This window comes from Micromonospora sp. WMMD961, from assembly GCF_029626145.1.
Lineage (GTDB): Bacteria > Actinomycetota > Actinomycetes > Mycobacteriales > Micromonosporaceae > Micromonospora.
Map to the genome: position 1 here is coordinate 6840129 of NZ_JARUBJ010000002.1, position 18795 is coordinate 6858923.

General features: G+C 71.7%; 16 protein-coding genes. 5 read left to right on the forward strand and 11 right to left on the reverse strand.

Annotated features, from left to right (window positions below):
• Positions 1–16 precede the first annotated feature (16 nt).
• From O7614_RS31360 to O7614_RS31380, 5 genes are all read right to left on the reverse strand, one after another.
• Entirely contained in the window at positions 17–850 is an 834-nt protein-coding gene (locus tag O7614_RS31360; protein WP_278141963.1) for a hypothetical protein, read from the reverse strand.
• 121 nt (positions 851–971) lie between these two features.
• Positions 972–1400 carry a DUF3263 domain-containing protein gene (locus tag O7614_RS31365; RefSeq protein WP_278141964.1) on the reverse strand — a complete coding sequence of 143 codons (429 nt, stop codon included), beginning with the start codon at positions 1398–1400 and terminating at the stop codon, positions 972–974.
• 104 nt (positions 1401–1504) lie between these two features.
• Entirely contained in the window at positions 1505–2521 is a 1017-nt protein-coding gene (locus O7614_RS31370; RefSeq protein WP_278141965.1) for an ABC transporter permease subunit, read from the reverse strand.
• On the reverse strand, positions 2518–3528 hold the full coding sequence (locus O7614_RS31375) for an ATP-binding cassette domain-containing protein (protein ID WP_278141966.1): 1011 nt from the start codon (positions 3526–3528) through the stop codon (positions 2518–2520). Before O7614_RS31375 ends, O7614_RS31370 begins: the two co-directional genes overlap by 4 nt.
• A 121-nt stretch (positions 3529–3649) precedes the next feature.
• Entirely contained in the window at positions 3650–4435 is a 786-nt protein-coding gene (locus tag O7614_RS31380) for a DeoR/GlpR family DNA-binding transcription regulator (protein ID WP_088987368.1), read from the reverse strand.
• Positions 4436–4635: 200 nt separating this feature from the next.
• On the opposite strand from O7614_RS31380, the gene O7614_RS31385 reads away from it, so the two are divergent.
• From O7614_RS31385 to nagA, 3 genes are read left to right on the forward strand one after another with little or no spacing between them, the layout of a single operon-like run.
• Positions 4636–5565 carry a sugar isomerase gene (locus tag O7614_RS31385; RefSeq protein WP_278141967.1) on the forward strand — a complete coding sequence of 310 codons (930 nt, stop codon included), beginning with the start codon at positions 4636–4638 and terminating at the stop codon, positions 5563–5565.
• A complete protein-coding gene (locus tag O7614_RS31390; protein WP_278141968.1) occupies positions 5562–6611 on the forward strand; it encodes an ROK family protein in 1050 nt (349 codons plus the stop codon). Before O7614_RS31385 ends, O7614_RS31390 begins: the two co-directional genes overlap by 4 nt.
• Entirely contained in the window at positions 6608–7717 is a 1110-nt protein-coding gene (gene nagA / locus O7614_RS31395) for an N-acetylglucosamine-6-phosphate deacetylase (protein WP_278141969.1), read from the forward strand. The genes O7614_RS31390 and nagA overlap by 4 nt, the downstream gene beginning before the upstream one ends.
• Before the next feature lie 301 nt (positions 7718–8018).
• Here the strand turns inward: nagA and O7614_RS31400 are convergent, their stop codons facing one another.
• Positions 8019–9242 (reverse strand): DUF4032 domain-containing protein, encoded by a 1224-nt coding sequence (locus tag O7614_RS31400; protein WP_278141970.1) that lies wholly within the window; start codon positions 9240–9242, stop codon positions 8019–8021.
• A gap of 120 nt (positions 9243–9362) precedes the next feature.
• On the opposite strand from O7614_RS31400, the gene O7614_RS31405 reads away from it, so the two are divergent.
• Together O7614_RS31405 and O7614_RS31410 are read left to right on the forward strand one after the other, a co-directional pair.
• The gene (locus O7614_RS31405; protein WP_278142443.1) at positions 9363–10100 is read left to right on the forward strand and encodes a phosphatase PAP2 family protein; all 738 of its coding nucleotides are present in this window, start codon (positions 9363–9365) and stop codon (positions 10098–10100) included.
• 11 nt (positions 10101–10111) lie between these two features.
• On the forward strand, positions 10112–11350 hold the full coding sequence (locus O7614_RS31410; protein WP_278141971.1) for an APC family permease: 1239 nt from the start codon (positions 10112–10114) through the stop codon (positions 11348–11350).
• A 27-nt stretch (positions 11351–11377) separates the two neighbouring features.
• Here O7614_RS31410 and O7614_RS31415 read toward each other — a convergent pair whose 3' ends face one another.
• From O7614_RS31415 to O7614_RS31435, 5 genes are all read right to left on the reverse strand, one after another.
• Positions 11378–12133: an ABC transporter permease gene (locus O7614_RS31415; RefSeq protein WP_278141972.1), complete on the reverse strand. Its 756-nt coding sequence runs from the start codon at positions 12131–12133 to the stop codon at positions 11378–11380.
• 26 nt (positions 12134–12159) lie between these two features.
• Positions 12160–13149, reverse strand: a complete 990-nt coding sequence (locus O7614_RS31420; RefSeq protein ID WP_278141973.1) for an ATP-binding cassette domain-containing protein — start codon at positions 13147–13149, stop codon at positions 12160–12162.
• Between the two features lie 30 nt (positions 13150–13179).
• Complete coding sequence (locus O7614_RS31425) at positions 13180–16029, reverse strand: BTAD domain-containing putative transcriptional regulator (RefSeq protein WP_278141974.1); 2850 nt, start codon at positions 16027–16029, stop codon at positions 13180–13182.
• A 76-nt stretch (positions 16030–16105) separates the two neighbouring features.
• The gene (locus O7614_RS31430; RefSeq protein WP_278141975.1) at positions 16106–16753 is read right to left on the reverse strand and encodes a DUF416 family protein; all 648 of its coding nucleotides are present in this window, start codon (positions 16751–16753) and stop codon (positions 16106–16108) included.
• The gene (locus tag O7614_RS31435) at positions 16754–18715 is read right to left on the reverse strand and encodes an NAD-binding protein (protein ID WP_278141976.1); all 1962 of its coding nucleotides are present in this window, start codon (positions 18713–18715) and stop codon (positions 16754–16756) included.
• Between the last annotated feature and the right edge of the window lie 80 nt (positions 18716–18795).

Genomic DNA, 18795 nt, shown 5'->3' on the forward strand with positions numbered 1-18795 from the left:
TGTCACCCGTTGGTGGTCAGAGCGCCGGCCCGAACTCGCAGAACACCACCGAGGCGTCGTCGGTCGCCTTGTGCCGGCGCAGCCGATCGGGGTGGTCGCGCTCTGCGGCCCGGACCCGGTCGATCAACCCGCCCGGCCCGTGGGCGCTCAGCAGGTCCAGCAGACCGGGCCAGTCGGTCAACCCGAACTGCTCCACCGCGCTGGACGCGCCGTCGCTGAGCAGAGCCGCCCGGCGCAGCGCCGTCGGGCCGTGCCGGGGCAGGGTCCCGGTCACCGCGTGGAAGGCCGCGTCGGGATCGGCCGCCGCGACCCAGTAGCCGTGGGTGCGGTTCATCCGCTCCCGCTGGACGCTCACGGCGTGCCGGAACCGGGTCATCGGGTCCGCGGCCCCGCCCGGAACCGTTGCGACCGTCTCCCGCAGCTCCACCATCGCCGCGTCCAGCCGGCTGTCGGTCACCACGCTGACCTGACCGCCGCAGTCCAGGACCAGCGGGCTGTCGCAGAGCACCAGGTAGTCGACCTGGTCGCCGCAGTCGCGCAGGAGGCAGACCGTGCTGGACGGGGTGCCGGGATGGTCGAGGTCGCACTGCTCGCCGTGGTCGGCACGCACCGCGAGGATGGCGGCGGCCAGGTTACTGGTCAGACGGGCCGCCGGGCGGACCGCCTCCGCCACGCCGAGCCGGGCGGCCAGGTGCCGGACGTACCACTCCGGCCCGTGCACGCACCCGGTGTCGAAACCCTCCGGCACTGTCGCGCCGTCGAGGACACCGACCAGCGGCCCGATCTGGAACACCAGGTCCTCGTTGACCGGCCGGCCGGGGGCCGGCGCGGACGCGGATCGTACGCGCATCACCGTTGCTCCCCGGTCGGATTGCTGCCCGTCATGACCCGCCCCCTCCGTCGCCTCCGGCGAGACGCGCTCGCCGCGTACCCCTTGGGCCTGGTGCCATTCCTGCTCCGGCCGGTGGAGGTCAGCGGCGACGGTTGCGGGCGCGCGACGAACGCAGCCGCCGGAGCCGACCGATCAGGACGGGATCGGCGGCGAGTGCGGCCGGATTGTCCAGCAGCCCGTTGAGCAGTTGGTAGTAGCGGGTCGAGGAAACCCCGAACGTGTCCCGGACGGCTTGCTCCTTGGCCCCGGCGTGCCGCCACCACTGCTGCTCGAAGGCGAGGATCGCCCGCTCCCGCTCGGTCAACGCCGCCCCTCGGTCGACGGGCTGGACGTCCACCGGTTCAACCGGCAGCGCCGACTCGTCGGCGGTCTCGATCGGCTCGGCCGGCAGCGCCGACTCGTCGGCGGTCTCGATGGGCGGAGCGGGCCGGGGGGCCGGAACGGTCGGCCCGACGCCACCCGGGCGAGCGTCGGTGGACGGCTCCGGGGTGGTGGCGTCGACGGACATTCGCTCAGCCTAGCCAGCGAGGACCCCTGTCGCAGCAGCCGGCGCGGCGTCGACCGAACGCACGAAGGCCCCCGACTGTCGCCGGGGGCCTTCGTAGCGGTACCTCAGGAGATGTCGCGGCGACGCATCGCCCAGAGCGCCGCCCCGAGGATCACCACCAACCCGACCGAGAACAGTGCGGACGACTGCTGCCAGGTGATGTCCAGCGTGGCGGGTTTGCACTCCCCGTAGTAGGTCGCGTTACAGGAGTTCCAGTCCTGCAACGTCACCGTCTTCGTCATCCAGGCCAGCGCGTACGTGGGCAGCAGCCACGCCTCGGTGAACCGCACGCTGGCCATGGACAGCAGGATGCCCAGGCCGAACTGGCCGACCACCATCACCGCCACCACGCCGCCGAGGGCCATCGCGGTGTGCCGACCCAGCGAGGCGAGGGCGAAACCGATGGTGGTGAGCACCAACACCAGCACCACACCGCGTACGCCGGTCAACATGAAGGACTGCCATACCCCGGAGGTCATCTTCTCGGTGCTGCCCCGGAAGCTGGCGACCGCCCAGAAACCGGCGAACCACAGCACCGCGGCCGGCAGCGTCACCGCCAGGATGCCGGTGAGCAGCGCGGCCAGCTTGGTCAGCAGTACGGTGAGCCGCTTCGGCCGCCAGAGCAGCAGGTTCATCATGCCGCCGGTGCTCCACTCGGCCCCGATGAAGGACGCGCCGATCACGAACCCGACCAGGGCGAGGATCGCCGCGAACGGGATCAGCGTCTCGTCGAACGTCTCCCGGAAGTCGAACGTCGACGGCAGGAACCACTCCGCCTTGATCTCTTCCCGGGGCGGTGGCGTGATCACCGAGCAGTCATCGGGGTAGCGGCCGTCGCTCGGCGTGCCGGCCGTCTTGGCCCTCTCACACTCCGCGCGCTCCCTCTCGCTCCAGCGCACCTGCTCCTGGTACTGCTGGTCGGCTTGGCGCTCGGCCCGGGCGAGCTGCCCGGCGTCGATCTTCTGGTTGGTGAAGAACACGCCGACCACCACCGCGGCCAGCACCAGCAGGCCGAGCAGCGTCATGTAGCGGGTGAAACGCCGCTTGGCGAGCCGGCGCAACTCCGTACGATAGAGGCTCACGCGCCCCACCCTCCCCCGGCGGCGCCGGGCTGACCCGTCCCGCCGACCTTCATGGACTCGTCGACCTGCCGGTGCTGACCGGGTACCGGCGCGGTGGCGGTCAGTTCGAGGAAGACGCTCTCCAGATCGACGGCGATCGGCGCCAACTCGCTGACGTAGAGGTTCTGCTCGGCGAGCAGCCGCGTCACCGAGGCCGGCTTGTCGACGCCGGCCAGCATCAGGTGGTCGGGATGACCGGTCACCCGGATCCCGGCCTTGGTGAGCGTCTCGGTTGCCACCGGCAGGTCGCTGACCGCCTCCAACCGGATCCGGACCGCACCGGACGAGTGCTGCGCGAGCACCTCGTCGACCGGGCCGAACGCGACCCGCCGTCCCAGCGAGATGATGGTGACCGAGTCGCAGATCAGCTGGATCTCGCCGAGGATGTGGCTGGACAGCACCACAGTCATCCCCGACTCGGCGAGGTTGCGCATCAGCGTGCGCATCTCCCGGATGCCGCCCGGATCGAGGCCGTTGGCGGGCTCGTCGAGGATCAGCAGCTTCGGGTTCTTCAGCAGGGCCGAGGCCACCGCGAGTCGTTGCTTCATGCCCAGCGAGTACGTCTTGACCCGCTCGCCGGCCCGGTCGCGCAGCCCGACGAGTTCCAACACCTCGTCGACCCGGGTGGCCGGCACCTCGCCCGCCCCGGCCAGCAGGGACAGCGTGTCCCGTGCGGTGAAGTGCGGGAAGAACTGCGGGCTCTCCACGATCGCGCCGACCTGGCCGGCGACCGCGGGCAGCGCGTCGGGGACCTCGTGCCCGAGCAGCGCCATCCGGCCGCCGTCGGGTCGGATCAGGCCGAGCAGGGTACGCAGCGTGGTGGTCTTGCCGGACCCGTTGGGGCCCAGGAAGCCGTGCACCTGCCCTGCGTCGACCCGCATGTCGAAGCCGTCGAGCGCGTTGCGGGTGCCGCGTCGACGACTCTTGTACGTCTTACGTAGACCTTCGATCTCCAGGACAGCCGACAAGCTGCACCTCCCCCGATGGGTGGGCGTGACAGCCGACACCATACGCGGTATGCAGGAGCACGCAATACGCGGTATGCATCGACGCGCCGATAGCGTCAATTCATCGACGGAACGTGACGGCTCAGGCGCAGACGACCTGCACGCCGGCGGCGCGGAACGCCTCCACCACCTCCGGGGCGGCACCGGAGTCGGTCACCAGCGTCTCCACCCGCTCCACCGGGCAGATCCGAGCGAAGGCGTGGCCCCCCAACTTGGACGAGTCGGCGATGATCACCACGCGCTTTGCCCGGGCCACCATCAGGTTGTTCATCGCCGCCTCGCCCTCGTGGTGGGCGGCTGCGCCGAGCTGCGGGTCGATCGCGTCCACACCGAGCAACGCGACGTCCAGGGTGACCTCACGCAGCAGCGCCCCGCCCAGCGGACCGACGAGTTCGAACGACTTCGGGCGCACCACCCCGCCGGCCACCACGACCTTCATCCGGGACCGCACCAGCAACTCGTTGGCGATGTTCAACGCGTTGGTGACCACGGTGAGCTGGGCGCCCTCGGCGCTGGTGTTCAGGTCCGGGCGGACGGCGAGAGCCCTCGCCACCTCGGTGCTCGTGGTGCCGCCGTTCAGGCCGACCACCGTGCCCGGCGTGACCAGCGCGGCGGCGGCTGCGCCGATCCGCTGCTTTTCCGCCGAGTGCTTGGCCGTCTTGTAACGCAGTGGCAGGTCGTACGAGACGCCGTTGGCGACCGCGCCACCCCGGGTCCTCGTGATCATCTGCTGCTGGGCGAGCTGGTCGAAGTCACGCCGGATGGTGGCCTGGGAGACGTCCAGCCGCTCGGCTGCCGCCTCGACGCTGACCCGGCCGTTGTCGGTCAGCATCTCGAGAAGGGCGTTCCATCTGGCGTACCGGTCCACCGCGGAGGCCCTCCCAGCAACTGCACGGACGGTGATTGATTGCGTGCACACTAGTGCGCGAAACTGGGTGGGCGCAAAAGACTGACCTGCGCGATCGGCTGACCGGTTGCCACGGCCACCCGCATTCGCGCAGAATAACGCGCGAAATGCGGGTCTAACGAGCCGTATTGCGCACCGGTCGCCCCTGCGAGGAGTTTTCCATGGCGTACGTGGACGCGGAGATCGCGAGCCAACCCGACTGCTGGCGGGAGGCGGCCGAGCTGGCCGGTGTCGTCCATGGCGACCTGCCGCGCCCCGGCGAACGAGTCGCCGTCGTCGGTTGCGGCACGTCGTGGTTCATGGCCATGGCGTACGCGGCCCGCCGCGAGCAGGCCGGCCAGGGTGAGACCGACGCGTTCCAGGCGTCCGAGTTCCCCGCCGGCCGCCACTACGACCGGTTGATCGCGATCACCCGCTCCGGCTGCACCACCGAGGTGGTGGAACTGCTCGCCGCGCTGCGCGGGCGGACACCCACCACAGTCATCGTCGGCGACCCGGCGTCCCCGGCGGTCGACCTCGCCACCGCCGCGGTGACCATGCCCTTCGCCGACGAGCGGTCGGTGGTGCAGACCCGCTTCGCGACCACCGCGCTGGCCCTGCTCCGGGCCCACCTCGGCGATCCGGTGACCGCGCTCGCCGCCGACGCCGAGGTGGCGGTGCGTTCGCCGCTGCCGATCGACCCGGCCCTCATCGGGCAGGTCACCTTCCTCGGTCGGGGGTGGACGATCGGGCTGGCCCAGGAGGCGGCGCTGAAGTGCCGCGAAACGGCGATCTTCTGGGCCGAGGCGTACCCGGCGATGGACTACCGCCACGGGCCCATCTCGGTCGCCGCGCCCGGCCGGCTGGTGTGGGCGTTCGGCGAACTGCCCGACGGTCTGCCTGAGGACGTGGCCGCCACCGGCGCGGCTTTCGTGCACAGCCGCACCCATGGTTGGCGCACGGTGTTGGGTAGCTGGTCCGCCGGTCGTACCCCGGTCGACCCGATGGCCGACCTGATCCTGGCACAACGCTTCGCGGTCGCGCTGGCGACCAGCCGGGGCCTCGACCCGGACGCGCCCCGGCACCTGAGCCGGTCGGTGGTGCTGGCGTGAGCGACGCCGTGGACGCCGACCGCGTGGTCGTCGCGCTGGACGTCGGTGGCACCGGCATGAAGTGTGCCCTGGTCCGGCCGGACGGCGTGGTGGTACGCACCGAGCGGCACCCCACCGACGCCGGACGCGGCCCGGCGGCCGTGGTCGCCACCGTCCTGGACGTGGCCGAAGGGCTCGCCGACAAGGCCCGCGCCGACGGCCTCACCCCGATCGCGGTCGGCATCGCCGTCCCCGGGGTGGTGGACGAGGCACGCGGGGTCGCGGTCTGGTCGGCGAACGTGGGCTTCCGGGACGTACCCCTGCGGGACCTGGCGGTGCGACGGCTCGGCCTGCCGACGGCGCTCGGCCACGACGTGCGGGTCGGCGGTCTCGCCGAGGCTCGGCTCGGTGCCGGGCGCGGTGCCGGGCACGTGCTGTTCGTGGCGATCGGCACCGGCATCGCCGCCGCGCACGTCGTGGATGGCCAGGCCGCTGTGGGCGCGCACGGCGCTGCCGGGGAGATCGGCCACATCCTGGTCCGGCCGGACGGCCCGCGCTGCGGCTGCGGCCGACCCGGCTGCCTGGAGGCGGTCGCCTCGGCCGCGGCGGTCGGACGCCGCTACGCCGAGCTTGCCGGCGCGGCTGCCGAGCTTGCCGGCGCAGCCGCCGAGCTTGCCGGCGCGGCTGCCGACGCTCCGGTGTCAGCCGCCGAGCTTGCCGGCGCGGCTGCCCACGCTCCGGTGTCAGCCGCCGAGGTGGCCGAGCGGGCCGCCGCCGGCGAACCACTCGCCGGCCAGGTCTGGCAGGAGACGGTCGAGGCACTCGCCGACGGCCTGGCCAGCGGGCAGGCGCTGTTCGACGTGGCGACGATCGTGCTCGGCGGTGGCCTCGCCCAGGCCGGGGATCGGCTGCTGACCCCGCTGCGGGCGGCGCTGCACGAGCGGATGACCTTCCACCGGGAGCCGCAACTGGTCGCGGCAGCCCTCGGCGACGAGGCCGGCTGCCTCGGTGCCGCCCTGCTCGCAATGGACGCCGTACGCGGCCACGACCACCAGGAGATGCGATGACCCTACGGGTAAACGGCCGCGTGGTGACCCCTACCGGTGTCATCCGACAGGGCTGCGTCGAGTGGGACGGGGATCGGATCACCGCGGTCGCCGAGTATCCGACGGTCCGTGACGGGCACTGGATCCTGCCGGGCTTCGTCGACATGCACACGCATGGCGGCGGCGGCCACACCTTCACCACCGGGGACGCCGACGAGGCCCGGGCGGCGGCCGACTTCCACCTCGCGCACGGCACTACCACCGTGCTGGCGAGCCTGGTCAGCGCACCCTTCGAGTTGATGCGCTCGGCCACCGAGGCGTTCGCCCCGCTGGCGGAGGAGGGTGTGCTGGCGGGTGTCCACTTCGAAGGGCCCTACCTCTCCGAGACGCGTTGTGGCGCGCAGAACCCGGAGTACCTCCGCGACCCGTCGACCGACGAGCTGGCCGAACTCATCAAGCTGGGCCGGGGCGCGGTCCGGATGGTCACCCTCGCCCCGGAACGTGACGGTGCGCTGGAGGCGATCAAGCTGCTCACCTCGCAGCGGGTGGTGGCGGCGGTCGGCCACACCGACGCCACGTACGAGCAGACCCGGGCCGCCGTCGCCGCCGGCGCCAGCGTCGGCACCCACCTGTTCAACGGCATGCGACCGGTGCACCACCGTGAGCCGGGCCCGGTGGTGGCCCTGCTCGACGCGCCCACCGTGATCTGTGAGCTGATCGCTGACGGGGTACACCTGCACGACGGGATGCTGACCTTTGTCGCCGCGACCGCCGGGCCGGACCGGGCCGCGCTGATCACCGACGCGATGGCCGCCGCCGGCATGCCCGACGGCGAGTACGAACTGGGTGGTCAGGCCGTCGCAGTTGCCGACGGGGTGGCCCGACTCGCTCGCGACGGCGCGATCGCCGGGAGCACCCTGACCATGGACGCCGCGCTGCGGCACGCCGTGACTGCCGGAATTCCGATCGCCGACGCGGCACGGATGGTGGCCACCACCCCGGCCCGGGCCATCGGCCTGGGTGACCGGGTCGGGGCCCTCCAGGTGGGCCTACGCGCGGACCTGGTGGTGCTGGACGACGACCTCAACGTGGTGCGGGTGCTGCGCGGCGGCTCCTGGGTGAACTGACCGTTACTGCCCTCGCTGAGAGCCAGGCCGCTACCGATCGCGCCTGGTGCCCCGCCTGTCGAGCTGCCCCACATCCGGGGCAGACCAGGCGCGCGAGCAGCCTTTGGAGCTGAATCGTCTACGACATCGGGCTCGTCACCGGCGTGCCCGGCCACCGGCCGACCCGACCGACCCACCCCAACCGACCAGGACTGAATCGTCTACGACATCAGCTCCAAAGGCAGCCGCCAGATAGTCGGGGCGCCGAACCGACGAGGCAACCGTGAGAGGCCAGGCCCGGACGACCAGGCCGGGCGGAGTCTCAGTTGAGGCTGGGGACGTCCACGCCGAGGATGGCCTGCTCGTCGGGGCGGTGCACCAGCACGTCGCTCAGGTACGACTGGACCGCGTGGCGCATCCCGACGTCCCGGCCGGCCTGCTCGGAGAGCAGCCACTTGTGCTCGATGATCTGCGCGAACAGCTCCTGCGGCTCCAACTTGCGACGCAGGTGCGCGGGAACGGCCCGGACCACCGGCTCGAAGACCTCGGTGAGCCAGCGGTGGGCGGCCTGCTGCTCGTCGATCAGGTCGCTCTCCGCCCGGTAGGCGTCCAGGTCGTTGAGCAGCTTGCGCGCCTGGTTCTCCTCGGCGTCCAGACCGGTCAGCCGCAGCAGCCGCCGGGTGTGGTAGCCGGCGTCCACCACCTTCGGCCGCACCAGGAAACGCCCGTCGTCGATGGACGACATGGCCACCTCAGCCACGTCGAAGCCCAGCTCGTTGAGGCGGCGGATCCGGCCCTCGATGTCGTGCCGGGCCTCCCGTTCGACGGCCTGCTCGTAGGTGATCTCGTGCCACAGCCGCTCGTAGCGCTGCACGACCTCCTCGCAGACCACCTCCGGGTCGATGGACTCGTGCAGCAGACCGGCGGCCTGCAGGTCCAACGCCTCGCCGAAGATGTTCACCCGGGCGATCTCCAGGTCCTCACCGCGCTGACCGTTGGAGAGCGAGTTGTGCAACGCGCCGGTCTCCGCGTCCACCAGGTAGGCGGCGAACGCACCCGCGTCCCGACGGAACAGCGTGTTCGACAGCGAGCAGTCGCCCCAGAAGAACCCGGTCAGGTGCATCCGCACGATCAGGGCGGCGAGCGCGTCGAGCAGCCGGCTCATCGTCTCCGGTCGCAGGGTGTGCGAGAAGAGCGCACGGTACGGCAGCGAGAACTGGAGGTGCCGGGTGATCAGCACGGATTCGAGGGGCTCCCCGTCGTCGGTCTGCCGATCGGCGACGACCGCTACCGCCTCCACCGAGGGGAAGTCGATCCGCTCCAGGGCCCGGAGCAGGTCGTACTCCCGCTCGGCGATCCGCTCGCGGGTCTCCTTGAACGCGTAGACATAGTCACCGAGCCGGACGAACCGGACGATGTGTCGGGAGATGCCCTGCGGCAGTGCCACCAGGTGTTGGGCAGGCCACTCCTCCAGCGGAGTCGACCAGGGCAGGTCGAGCAGCGCCGGGTCCACGAGGGCAGACGTGATCCGCACGGGCACAAGCATGACGCCTCGCCCCCCGCATCCGCCTCACATCGTGGTTGGGCCCACAGCGCCGAACACCCCGGCCTCGCACCGGGCCGGTAGCGTGGTCGCGTGTTCAAACCCACGGCGGTACGACGTGACCTGCGGCTACGGCCCGTCCGCCCGGCCGGCTGGTGGTTCGACGCCCTCCTGCTGGTCGGATTGGTGGGGTTGACGGTGGCGCTCGCCGCCGGCCAACTCTTCGGGTTGGACCGGGCGGTCGCCGACTGGGCCGACGCGCATCGACCGACCGCCGCGTACTGGGTCGCCCGGGTGCTGAACTTCCTCGGCCAGGGCACCCCGCTGACCCTGATAGGCGCTGGGCTGGGCGTGCTGCTGGCCGTCCGGCTGCGATCGGTGCGGCCGATCCTGCTGCCGGTGGTCGGGTTCGTGATCACCACCTTCACGATCGGTCCGCTGAAGGTCTGGACTGCACGGGCGGCACCGAGCGCCAGCGTCAAGGAGCCTTTCCTGTCGCCCGAGCAGACCCTGCCGCTGTTCCACGACGACCTGCCGGTGCGATTCGCCCAGTCCTACCCTTCGGGGCACGTCGCCAACGCCATCGTCTGGTACGGCGTCATCGCGCTGCTGCTCGCCCCGCTGGCCCGCAGCTTCGGCCGGCAACTCCCGAGCCGGCTGGTCACCGTGATCCGCATCGTGCCCCCGCTGGTGGTCCTCACCACGACCACCTACCTGGGTTGGCACTGGCTTACCGACTCGGTGGCCGGGCTGCTGCTGGGTCTGCTCCTGGACCGGCTGCTGCACCGGGTGCCCTGGGACGATCTGCCGCTCCCCGGCCGGCTACGCGAATGGGACCGGCCGTTCACGTCGTACCCCTAGGGTTTCGGCCCGTGGACCAACTGGCGCGGCGGCTCGGCGTACCCGATGCGGTTGTCATCGGTTTGGGCTCGATGCTCGGTGCGGGCGTCTTCGTGGTCTTCGGCCCGGCGGTGGCGGCGGCCGGCGGCGCCGGGCTGCTGCCTGCGCTGGTGCTGGCCGGTTTCATCGCCTTCTGCAACGCGACCAGTTCGGCGCGGCTGGCGGCCCGTTTCCCGGAGTCGGGTGGCACCTACGTCTACGGCCGGGAGCGTCTCGGGCCGTTCGCCGGGTTCCTGGCCGGCTGGGGGTTCGTGGTCGGCAAGACGGCGAGCTGCGCGGCGATGGCGTTGACCATCGGGGCGTACCTGTGGCCGGGGCAGGCCCGACTGGTCGCGGTCGGCGCGGTGCTCGCGGTGACCGCTGTGAACCTACGCGGCATCGGCAAGACGGCCACCGCCACGAAGCTGCTGGTCGCGCTCGTGCTCGCGGTGCTGACAGTGGTCACGGTCGTCGGCGTGGCAGGTGGACCGGTGCGCCTAGACCGGCTGGGCGAGCCCGGAGGATCCGCCCGGGGCGTGCTGACCGCCGCCGGGCTGCTGTTCTTCGCCTTCGCCGGGTACGCCCGGATCGCCACGCTCGGCGAGGAGGTCCGCGACCCACGGCGGACCATCCCCCGTGCGGTGCCGCTGGCCCTCGGGCTGGTGTTCGCGGTCTACCTGGTGCTGGCCATGGTGACGCTGGGCGTGCTCGGCGCCGACCGGCTGGCCGGGTCCGCCGCGCCCCTGGTCGACGTGGTGACCGCCGCCGGGCTGCCCGGCCTGGCCTGGGTGGTCCGCGCCGGGGCCACGATCGCGGTCGTCGGCGTGCTGTTGTCGCTGGTCGCCGGGGTGGGCCGGACCACCCTCGCGATGGCCCGCCGCCGCGACCTGCCCGGCGCGCTGGCCGCCGTGCACCCGGTGCACCAGGTGCCGCACCGGGCCGAGCTGGCCGTGGCCGCCGTGGTGATCGTGGTGGTGCTGCTCGGCGACGTGCGACAGGCGATCGGCTTCTCCAGCTGCACGGTGCTGGTCTACTACGCGATCACCAACGCGGCGGCGCTCACGCTGGGTAGGGAGTCTGGTCGTCGACTGCCGGTGCAGGTACTCGCCGGCCTGGGGCTGGCCGGGTGTCTGCTGCTCGCGGTCAACCTGCCCGTGACCAGCGTGCTCGCGGGGTTCGGTGTGCTCGCGGCCGGTGCCGCCTGGTACGCGCTGCGCCTCGCGCGCCGGTGACCCGCAGAGGCCACCGGCGCGTGGGGTTCAGCGGCTCAGCCGCCGATAGCGGCGCACCGCCAGCGGGGCGAAGATCGCGATCAGGAGCACCGGCCACAGCACCGCCAGCAGCATGGCGTGCTCCGCCGGCCAGGAGTCGCCACCCAGGCCCGGGTTGCCGAACAGCGCGCGCATCGCCGCCACGGTGGCCGACAGCGGGTTCCACTCCGAGATCGTGCCGATGACCGGTGGCATCAGCTCGGGCGACACGAAGACGTTGGAGATCGCGGTGAGCGGAAACGCGGCCGGGAAGACGATCACGCCGACCGTGTCCGGGTTACGGACCAACAGCGCCAGGTAGATCCCGATCCAGGTGATCGCGACTCGGAGCAGCAGGAGCAGCCCGACGGCGAGCAGGGCCTTGCCCACACCGTGTCGCCACTGCCACCCGACGAGCAGGCCGCAGACCAGCAGGGTGGACATCTCCAACAGCGCGCGGAGCAGGTCGGCCGCACTGCGACCGGTCATCAGGGCGGACCGGGCCATCGGCATCGACCGGAACCGGTCGACGACGCCTCGGCTGAGGTCCAGCGCCACGCCGGTCGCGGTGGCGCCCAGGCCGTACAGCATCGTCATCACGAAGACGCCGGGCAGCAGGAACTCGCGGTAGTTGCCACCGCCGGCCACCTGCATGCCGCTGCCGAACACGTACCCGAAGACCAGCACGAACATGATCGGCAGTGAGAAGTAGAGGATCAGCTCCTCCGGCGCGCGCACCACGTGGATCATGTTTCGCCTGGTCATCGTCCAACCGTCGGCCACCGCTGCCGTCATGCCAGGTCCGCCTTTCGTCCGGCGCCGACGGGCTCGCGGGCCTCGTCGGGCCGGTGCCCGGTCAGGTACAGGAACGCCTCGTCCAGCGTCGCGCGCCGCAGACCGATGTCCTCGACCGCGATCCCGGCGTCGTCCAAGGCCCGCACCACGTCGACAAGCCCGGCCACCCGGTCGGCCACCGGGACGCTGAGGCGCCGGATCTCCCGATCGACCTCCGGCTCGACACCGCAGATCGGCGCGACGACGCCGGCGGCCCGGGTCAGCGCGGCGAGGTCACGGACCACCACCTCGATCCGGTCACCGCCGGTCATCGACTTCAGCTCGTCCGGTGAGCCCTCGGCCACCACCCGCCCGGCGTCGATCACCGAGATGCGGTTGGCGAGCTGGTCGGCCTCCTCCAGGTACTGCGTGGTGAGCAGCACCGTGGTCCCGTCCGTGACCAGGCCGCGGACCAGGTCCCACACCTGGTTACGGCTGCGCGGGTCCAGGCCGGTCGTCGGCTCGTCGAGGAAGAGCACGCGGGGGGTACGGATCAGGCTGGCGGCGAGGTCCAGCCGTCGGCGCATTCCGCCCGAGTACTCGCCGGCGGACCGACTCGCCGCCTCGCTCAGCCCGAACCGTTCCAGCAGCTCGTCGGCGCGATGGCGGGCTTGCCGCCGGCCGAGCCGGAACAGTCGGCCGAACAGTTCCAGGTTCTGCCGGCCACTGAGGATCTCGTCGACCGCGGCGTACTGCCCGGTCAGCCCGATCCGGGCGCGCACCTCGTCCGGCTGGCGCAGCACGTCGTACCCGGCCACGCTGGCCCTGCCGGCGTCGAAACGCAGCAGCGTGGCAAGGACCCGTACCGCCGTCGTCTTACCCGCGCCGTTGGGGCCGAGCAGCCCGTACACCGTGCCGGCCGGCACGGCCAGGTTGAACGTGTCCAGCGCTCGGGTCGGGCCGTACCGCTTGCCCAGCCCCTCGGCGACCACCTCGAAAGTCGTCATGCCCCCACGGTGCGGTGGTCCGCTGACGAGTCACGCACGGTCCGCTGACGGCGGCGCACCGGGGCCGGCCTGCTCCGCCTCGGCGATCTGTTCGAGAACGAACATGATCTCCGTCCGGGTGGCGTCGCCGACGTACCAGCCGGTGAGTCCGCCGGTGAGCGCCACTTCGCAGAACCGCCTCGCCTCGACCAGATCACCGCGCAGCCGTGCCACCTGGGCGAGGCCGAGCCGGGCGCCGGCGACGAACTCCGGTGCGCCGCTGCGCTGCGCGAGGAGCAGGGCTGCGGCGAAGTCGTCGTGCGCCGCGCCGAGGTCACCGGCGCGCAGCCCGATCTCGCCCCGCGTACGCAGCATGTCGGCCTGGTCGACAGTCGATTCGAGTTCCTCGGCCAAGCCCATGGCCTGGTCCATGTAGGCGCCCGCCGCTTCCGGATCATCGCGCCAGGCGGCGAGTTCGCCGAGCACGCCCAGCGTGATCATGGACCCCCAACGGTCCCCGGCCTGCCGGAAGCCGTCGAGCGCGGCGTCCAGTGCCGTCCCGGCCTCGTCCCACCGACCAATCCACATCTGCACCGAGCCGCTGCCCATCGCGTCCAACGCATTGATCCACACGTCCGAGCCGACCAGCCGTCGCAGCTCCCGCATCAGCTCGTTGACGTGCTCGGACCCGCCGGACGGCGGGCCGGCCGAGATTCCCGACAGATACAGCAGGAAGGGTTGCCGGGGCGGTCGGTCGAGACTGCGGATGACCCAAGGCTGTGTTCTCAGCGAGTCCAGCGGCCCGGATCCACTGAGCGAGGCGTTGTAGACGCACAGCGCGAACTCCTCGCGCAGCCCGGGAGGCGCTTCGGCACCGAGCACGTCGAGGACGTCGGCGGCCAGCCGGGCCCCTTCCCCACGCATGCCGCGCAGCCACCAGTAGAACGACAGGGCCGCGACCAACCCGGCCGCGTCGGCCGCGTCTCCGGCAACGGTGGCACGGCGCAGCGCGGCATGGAGGTTGTCCCGCTCGGCGTCGAGCCGCCGCAACCAGTGCAACTGCTCCGCTCGCCGGAGGTGGTCGCTGGCGGTCCAGGCGAACTCCAGGAAGTACGCGGTGTGCGCACGGCGCAGGTCGTCGGCCTCGCCCGCGTCGGCGAGACGCTCGGCGCAGAAGGCGCGGACCGTCTCCAGCATCCGGTACCGGCCACCGGACATCTCCACGAAGGACTTGTCGACCAGGCCGGTCAGTGCGTCGACGACTTCCTCCCTGGGCAGGCCACAGACCTGTTCGGCAGCCTCCAGCGTCGCACCGCCGGCGAAGACGGTCAGGCGTCGAGCCATCGTCCGTTCGGCATCGCCGAGCAGATCCCAACTCCACTCGACCACGGCTCGGAGCGTCCGGTGTCGCGGCGGCGCGGCCCGACTGCCCATCGACAGCAGCCGGAACCGATCGTCGAGGCGGGCAGCCACCTCGGCGACGGGCAGTGCGCGCAGCCGGGCGGCGGCCAACTCGATAGCCAACGGCAGGCCGTCGAGGGTGCGGCAGATCCGCAGCACCGTGTCGACGGTGGCCGGCGTGACGGTGAAGTCGGGTACGACGTCGGCGGCCCGCTGGGCGAAGAGGCGGACGGCGGCGTAGTCGTCGGCTTCCGGCGCGGACGCTCCCAGCGGTGGCAGGGTGAGCCCGGACAGCGGGCACAACGCCTCGCCGGCCAGCCCAAGCGGCTCGCGACTGGTGGCCAGGACACGCAGGGCCGGGCAGGCGCCCAGCAGACGCGCGGCCAGCCGGGCGGCATCGGCGATGACGTGCTCACAGTTGTCGAGCACCAACAGCAGCCGGCGTTCGGCGAGCGCCTCGACCAACCGGTCGGTGGGTTGCCGGCCCGGCTCGGCCGGGGCGCGCAGGCCCGCGTCGCGCAGGCCGAGCGCGCTCAACACCGCCTGCGGTACGTCCGAACCGTCGGCCAACCCGGCCAGTTCGACGAAGCGGACCTCCCCGTCGACCCGGCCCGCAGCCTCGATCGCCAACCGGGTCTTGCCTGCTCCTCCGGGACCGATGAGGGTGACCAGCCTCCGCTCGCCGAGCAGATCGCCGACGCGCTTGAGCTCCTCGTCCCTACCGACGAACGTGGTGAGCTGGCTCGGCAACGCCCGTTGGGTCGACGCGCTCTCCTCACCTCGCAGCACCGCGAGGTGGATCGCGGCCAGCTCCGCCGACGGGTCGGTGCCGAGCTGCTCGGCCAACGTGCTCCGGGCGGCCTCGAACTCGGCCAGCGCCTCCGCCAACCTGCCCAGTGCGGACAGGGCACGCATGAGCTGGCCCCGTGACCGCTCCCGCAGCGGGTGCGCGGCGACGAACTCCCGCAGCTCCGCGACCAGTGCTGCCGACGCACCCATCGCCAGGTCCGCGTCGACCCGGTCTTCGATCGCGGCCAGCCGTAGTTCGTCCAGCCGGGCCGCCTGGGCGGGCGCACCCGGAACATCGGCCAGGGCGGGGCCACGCCACAGCGCCAGCGCCTCGCGCAACACGGTCGCCGCTCGGGGCCAGTCACCACCGGCGAGCGCGCGCCGCCCGGCCTCGGCACGTCGCTCGAACTGGTACGCGTCGACATCCTCGGGATCCACGGCGAGGCGGTAGCCGGCCGGGTGGAACTCGATCGGGTTCTGCTCGGCGGGCAGAGTCTGACGTAGGCGCGACACCTGGGACTGGAGCGCGTTGGCCGCACCTCGGGGAGGGCGTTCGCCGTACAGGCCGTCGATCAGTCGGTCGGCGGAGACGACCCGTCCCGCGTCGAGCAGAAGGAGCGCCAGCAGCGCGCGCAGCCGAGGGCCGCCCACAGGAATCTCGCGCCCGTCGGCCAGCAGCACCTGGGTCGGCCCCAGGATGCGGAAACGCATGCATGGATTGTCACTCAGCGCCGGTCCGTTCACGCTGACCGATCGCCGATCTTGCAGATCATGAGGCCCCTGCCGATTACAGCGCCCCACCAACTGAGAGCCGTCGAGCAGCGGTACGTAGTTCGGTGACGGCTGACCGCTCGACCGTCGACTCCTGCAGGAGTCTCAATGCCTCCGCTTGACGCCGCAGCTCAGCCTGAACGAGGGGCGACTCCCGCAAGGCCTCCCGGTCGTCCGCGTCGAGCACTTCGAGGCCCTGCTCGCGAGCCGCGAATTCGTCGACGGCCGCATACGCCCGCTCGGCGGTGTACGCGGCATAGGAGGCGTCATCGGCACCCAGCAGCTCGAGCAGGTAGACGAGCGACGCGATCGCATCCTCTGCCTGGGGTGCCCATTCGTTCCATTCATCCGCCGAGGGCAACAGCTCCTTCACCGACTCCGGCGACGGCAGGTCCGAATGGATCACCTCCGGCTCGCGGCCTTCCAGAGCCGACCAGACAGCGTCGACGCTGGCCCGCACGAGGTTGGCGTCACCAACCTGCTCCAACTCGCTGTATCTCACGTACGAGGCCACCAGAACCTCGACGCAACTGGCCGCGAACGCAATGCGTCCGGACAGTGTGAGGGTGGTGAGGACCTCGCGAAGCCTCTGACCATCGAAACGCACCGTAGACATCAGCACCCCACGACCATCGATCGGCGGACAACCCGACAGCCTGTTCATCTACGTGGCCTCCGCGTCCCGGGTCGGCGGTGACGCGCCGTCGACAGGCGACAACGGAGTCGGTACCGGATGAGCTGCACCGGGCGCCGAAGCAGCGACCTCCTGACCTGTCGGTCCCGGCAGTGGTTCAGGTCCTGCTGCCAACTGGGTCGGTACGGGCCGGGGCACCGATCCGATGTGACCGGGTGGCGTCAGGGTCCTGCCCGGCACGGGTGGGGCGCACCGCCGCGTCAGCCAGTCCAACCCGCGCCGCCGGGCGACAACGGTCAGTCGATCACCGGCGAAGATCACCTGCCGGGGGTCGAGGTCCTTCCACCAGATCGTCTTGCCACCGCCGGCCGGAGTCCGGGCGATCAGCCGGACCTGCCCGTCCCGGTTGACCACCTCCAGCGGTCGTCCGTCCAGCTCGGATCCGGCGGCGACCGGCACCTCGGCCACCGGCAGCGCGTGCCGGTCGACCGGAATGGTGGTGATCACCGCGCGTTCGGTGAGCGCCCCGATGAAGGCCGGGGCGGCCAGGTAGGAGACCGACCGGGACACGCCGAGGGCGAAGGTCTCCTCCACCCGCTCGGCGAAGTCACCGTCGAAGAACCGCAGCACCACCCGCAGGTCGTTACGCAGATCGCGAGCGGTGAGTGCCGCCTCCAGGTTGGCGACATCGTCGGTGGACGCCACCACCAGCGCCTGGCAGTCCGCCACCGACGCGGCGACGAGCGTTTCCGGCAGCGCGGCGTCGCCGACGATCAGCGGCACCTCCAGTTGACGGGCCAGGGCTGCGCCGCGCGGCTCCGGATCCTTGTCGATCGCCACCACCTCGACGTCGTACTCGCGGAGCTGCGCCATCACCCGCGTCCCGACGTTGCCCAGGCCGATCAGGACGACGTGCCCGGCCCGCGCCGGCTGCAACCGGCCGCTGTGCAGAGCCAGCCGGGCGTTGACGATGCCGTCCACCACCACCGCGGTGATCAGCGGGATCAGCGCCAACCCGGCCAGGTTGAGCACCACCTGCATGATCTGCGCGTCCGGCGGCTTGCCGGTGTCCGGGTCGGCGCCGCTGAGCGTGGTGACCAGCGTCAGGTACAACGCTTCCAACGGAGAGACGTCCTCGGCGCGGGAGATCAGCGCCCCCAGCACCGCGATCAGCGCGAGCACCATCATCACCGCGATGCCGATCTTGCGGGTGGCAAAACCACGGATGGCCCGCATGAGTACGGCGACCGGGCGACGCCGCCGACGGGCTCGGACCAGTCGACGGGCGGCAACCTCGGTGCCCGGCGGCTGCCCGGTCGCCTCGGCGAGCACCAGGTCCGCACCGGCCTGCTCGGCCGGCAGCAACTCGACGCCCTGCGCCTCGTTGAGGTGGGCCAAGGCGCAGACCACATCCTGCGGTCGGACGTCGGTCCGCCGCGCCACCCGCAGCGTCTTGTCCCGATGCTGGAAGGAGCTGGGGTCGACCTCGTTGAGCGCGGCGGCCACGAAGGCCGGCGCGGCCATCTCGGCGTCGGAGAGCACCTCGACCGGCGCCTTCAGCAGTTTGCGCACCCCGTCGGCGAGCGTGCCGTTGAACATCCGCAGCACCTGGCGGACGCGCTGGTCGACGGCCTGCGCGCAGAGCGCGGCATGCAGGTTGCCGACGTCGTCCTGGTTCAGCAGGGCCAACCCGGTCGCCCCGGCCAGACCGGCGGCCTCGAAGGTGTCCACGTCCAGCCGATCCGAGCGGACCACCCGGACTCCTCGTAGTGCCGCCACGTCCGGGCCGTTGCTGCGGTAACGCTCCGGCACCACGACTGTCACCCGGGCCCCACCCGCCGGCAGCTCGGATTCGAGCATCGCCCGGGCCACGTAGTAGGCGAGCGCGTCCTTTCCGCAGACCACGTAGTGCGGTCGCGGATCGCCGGCGGACCGCAGTCGCCAGTTCCACTCGACCGCCCGTCGCGCCCTGTCCCGCCACGGCTCTGCCATGCCCGGATCGTAATCAGCACGGCCATGCCGGGCGACCCTGTCCGGATCATCCCCCGACCAGGCATGCCCGCACCGACGAC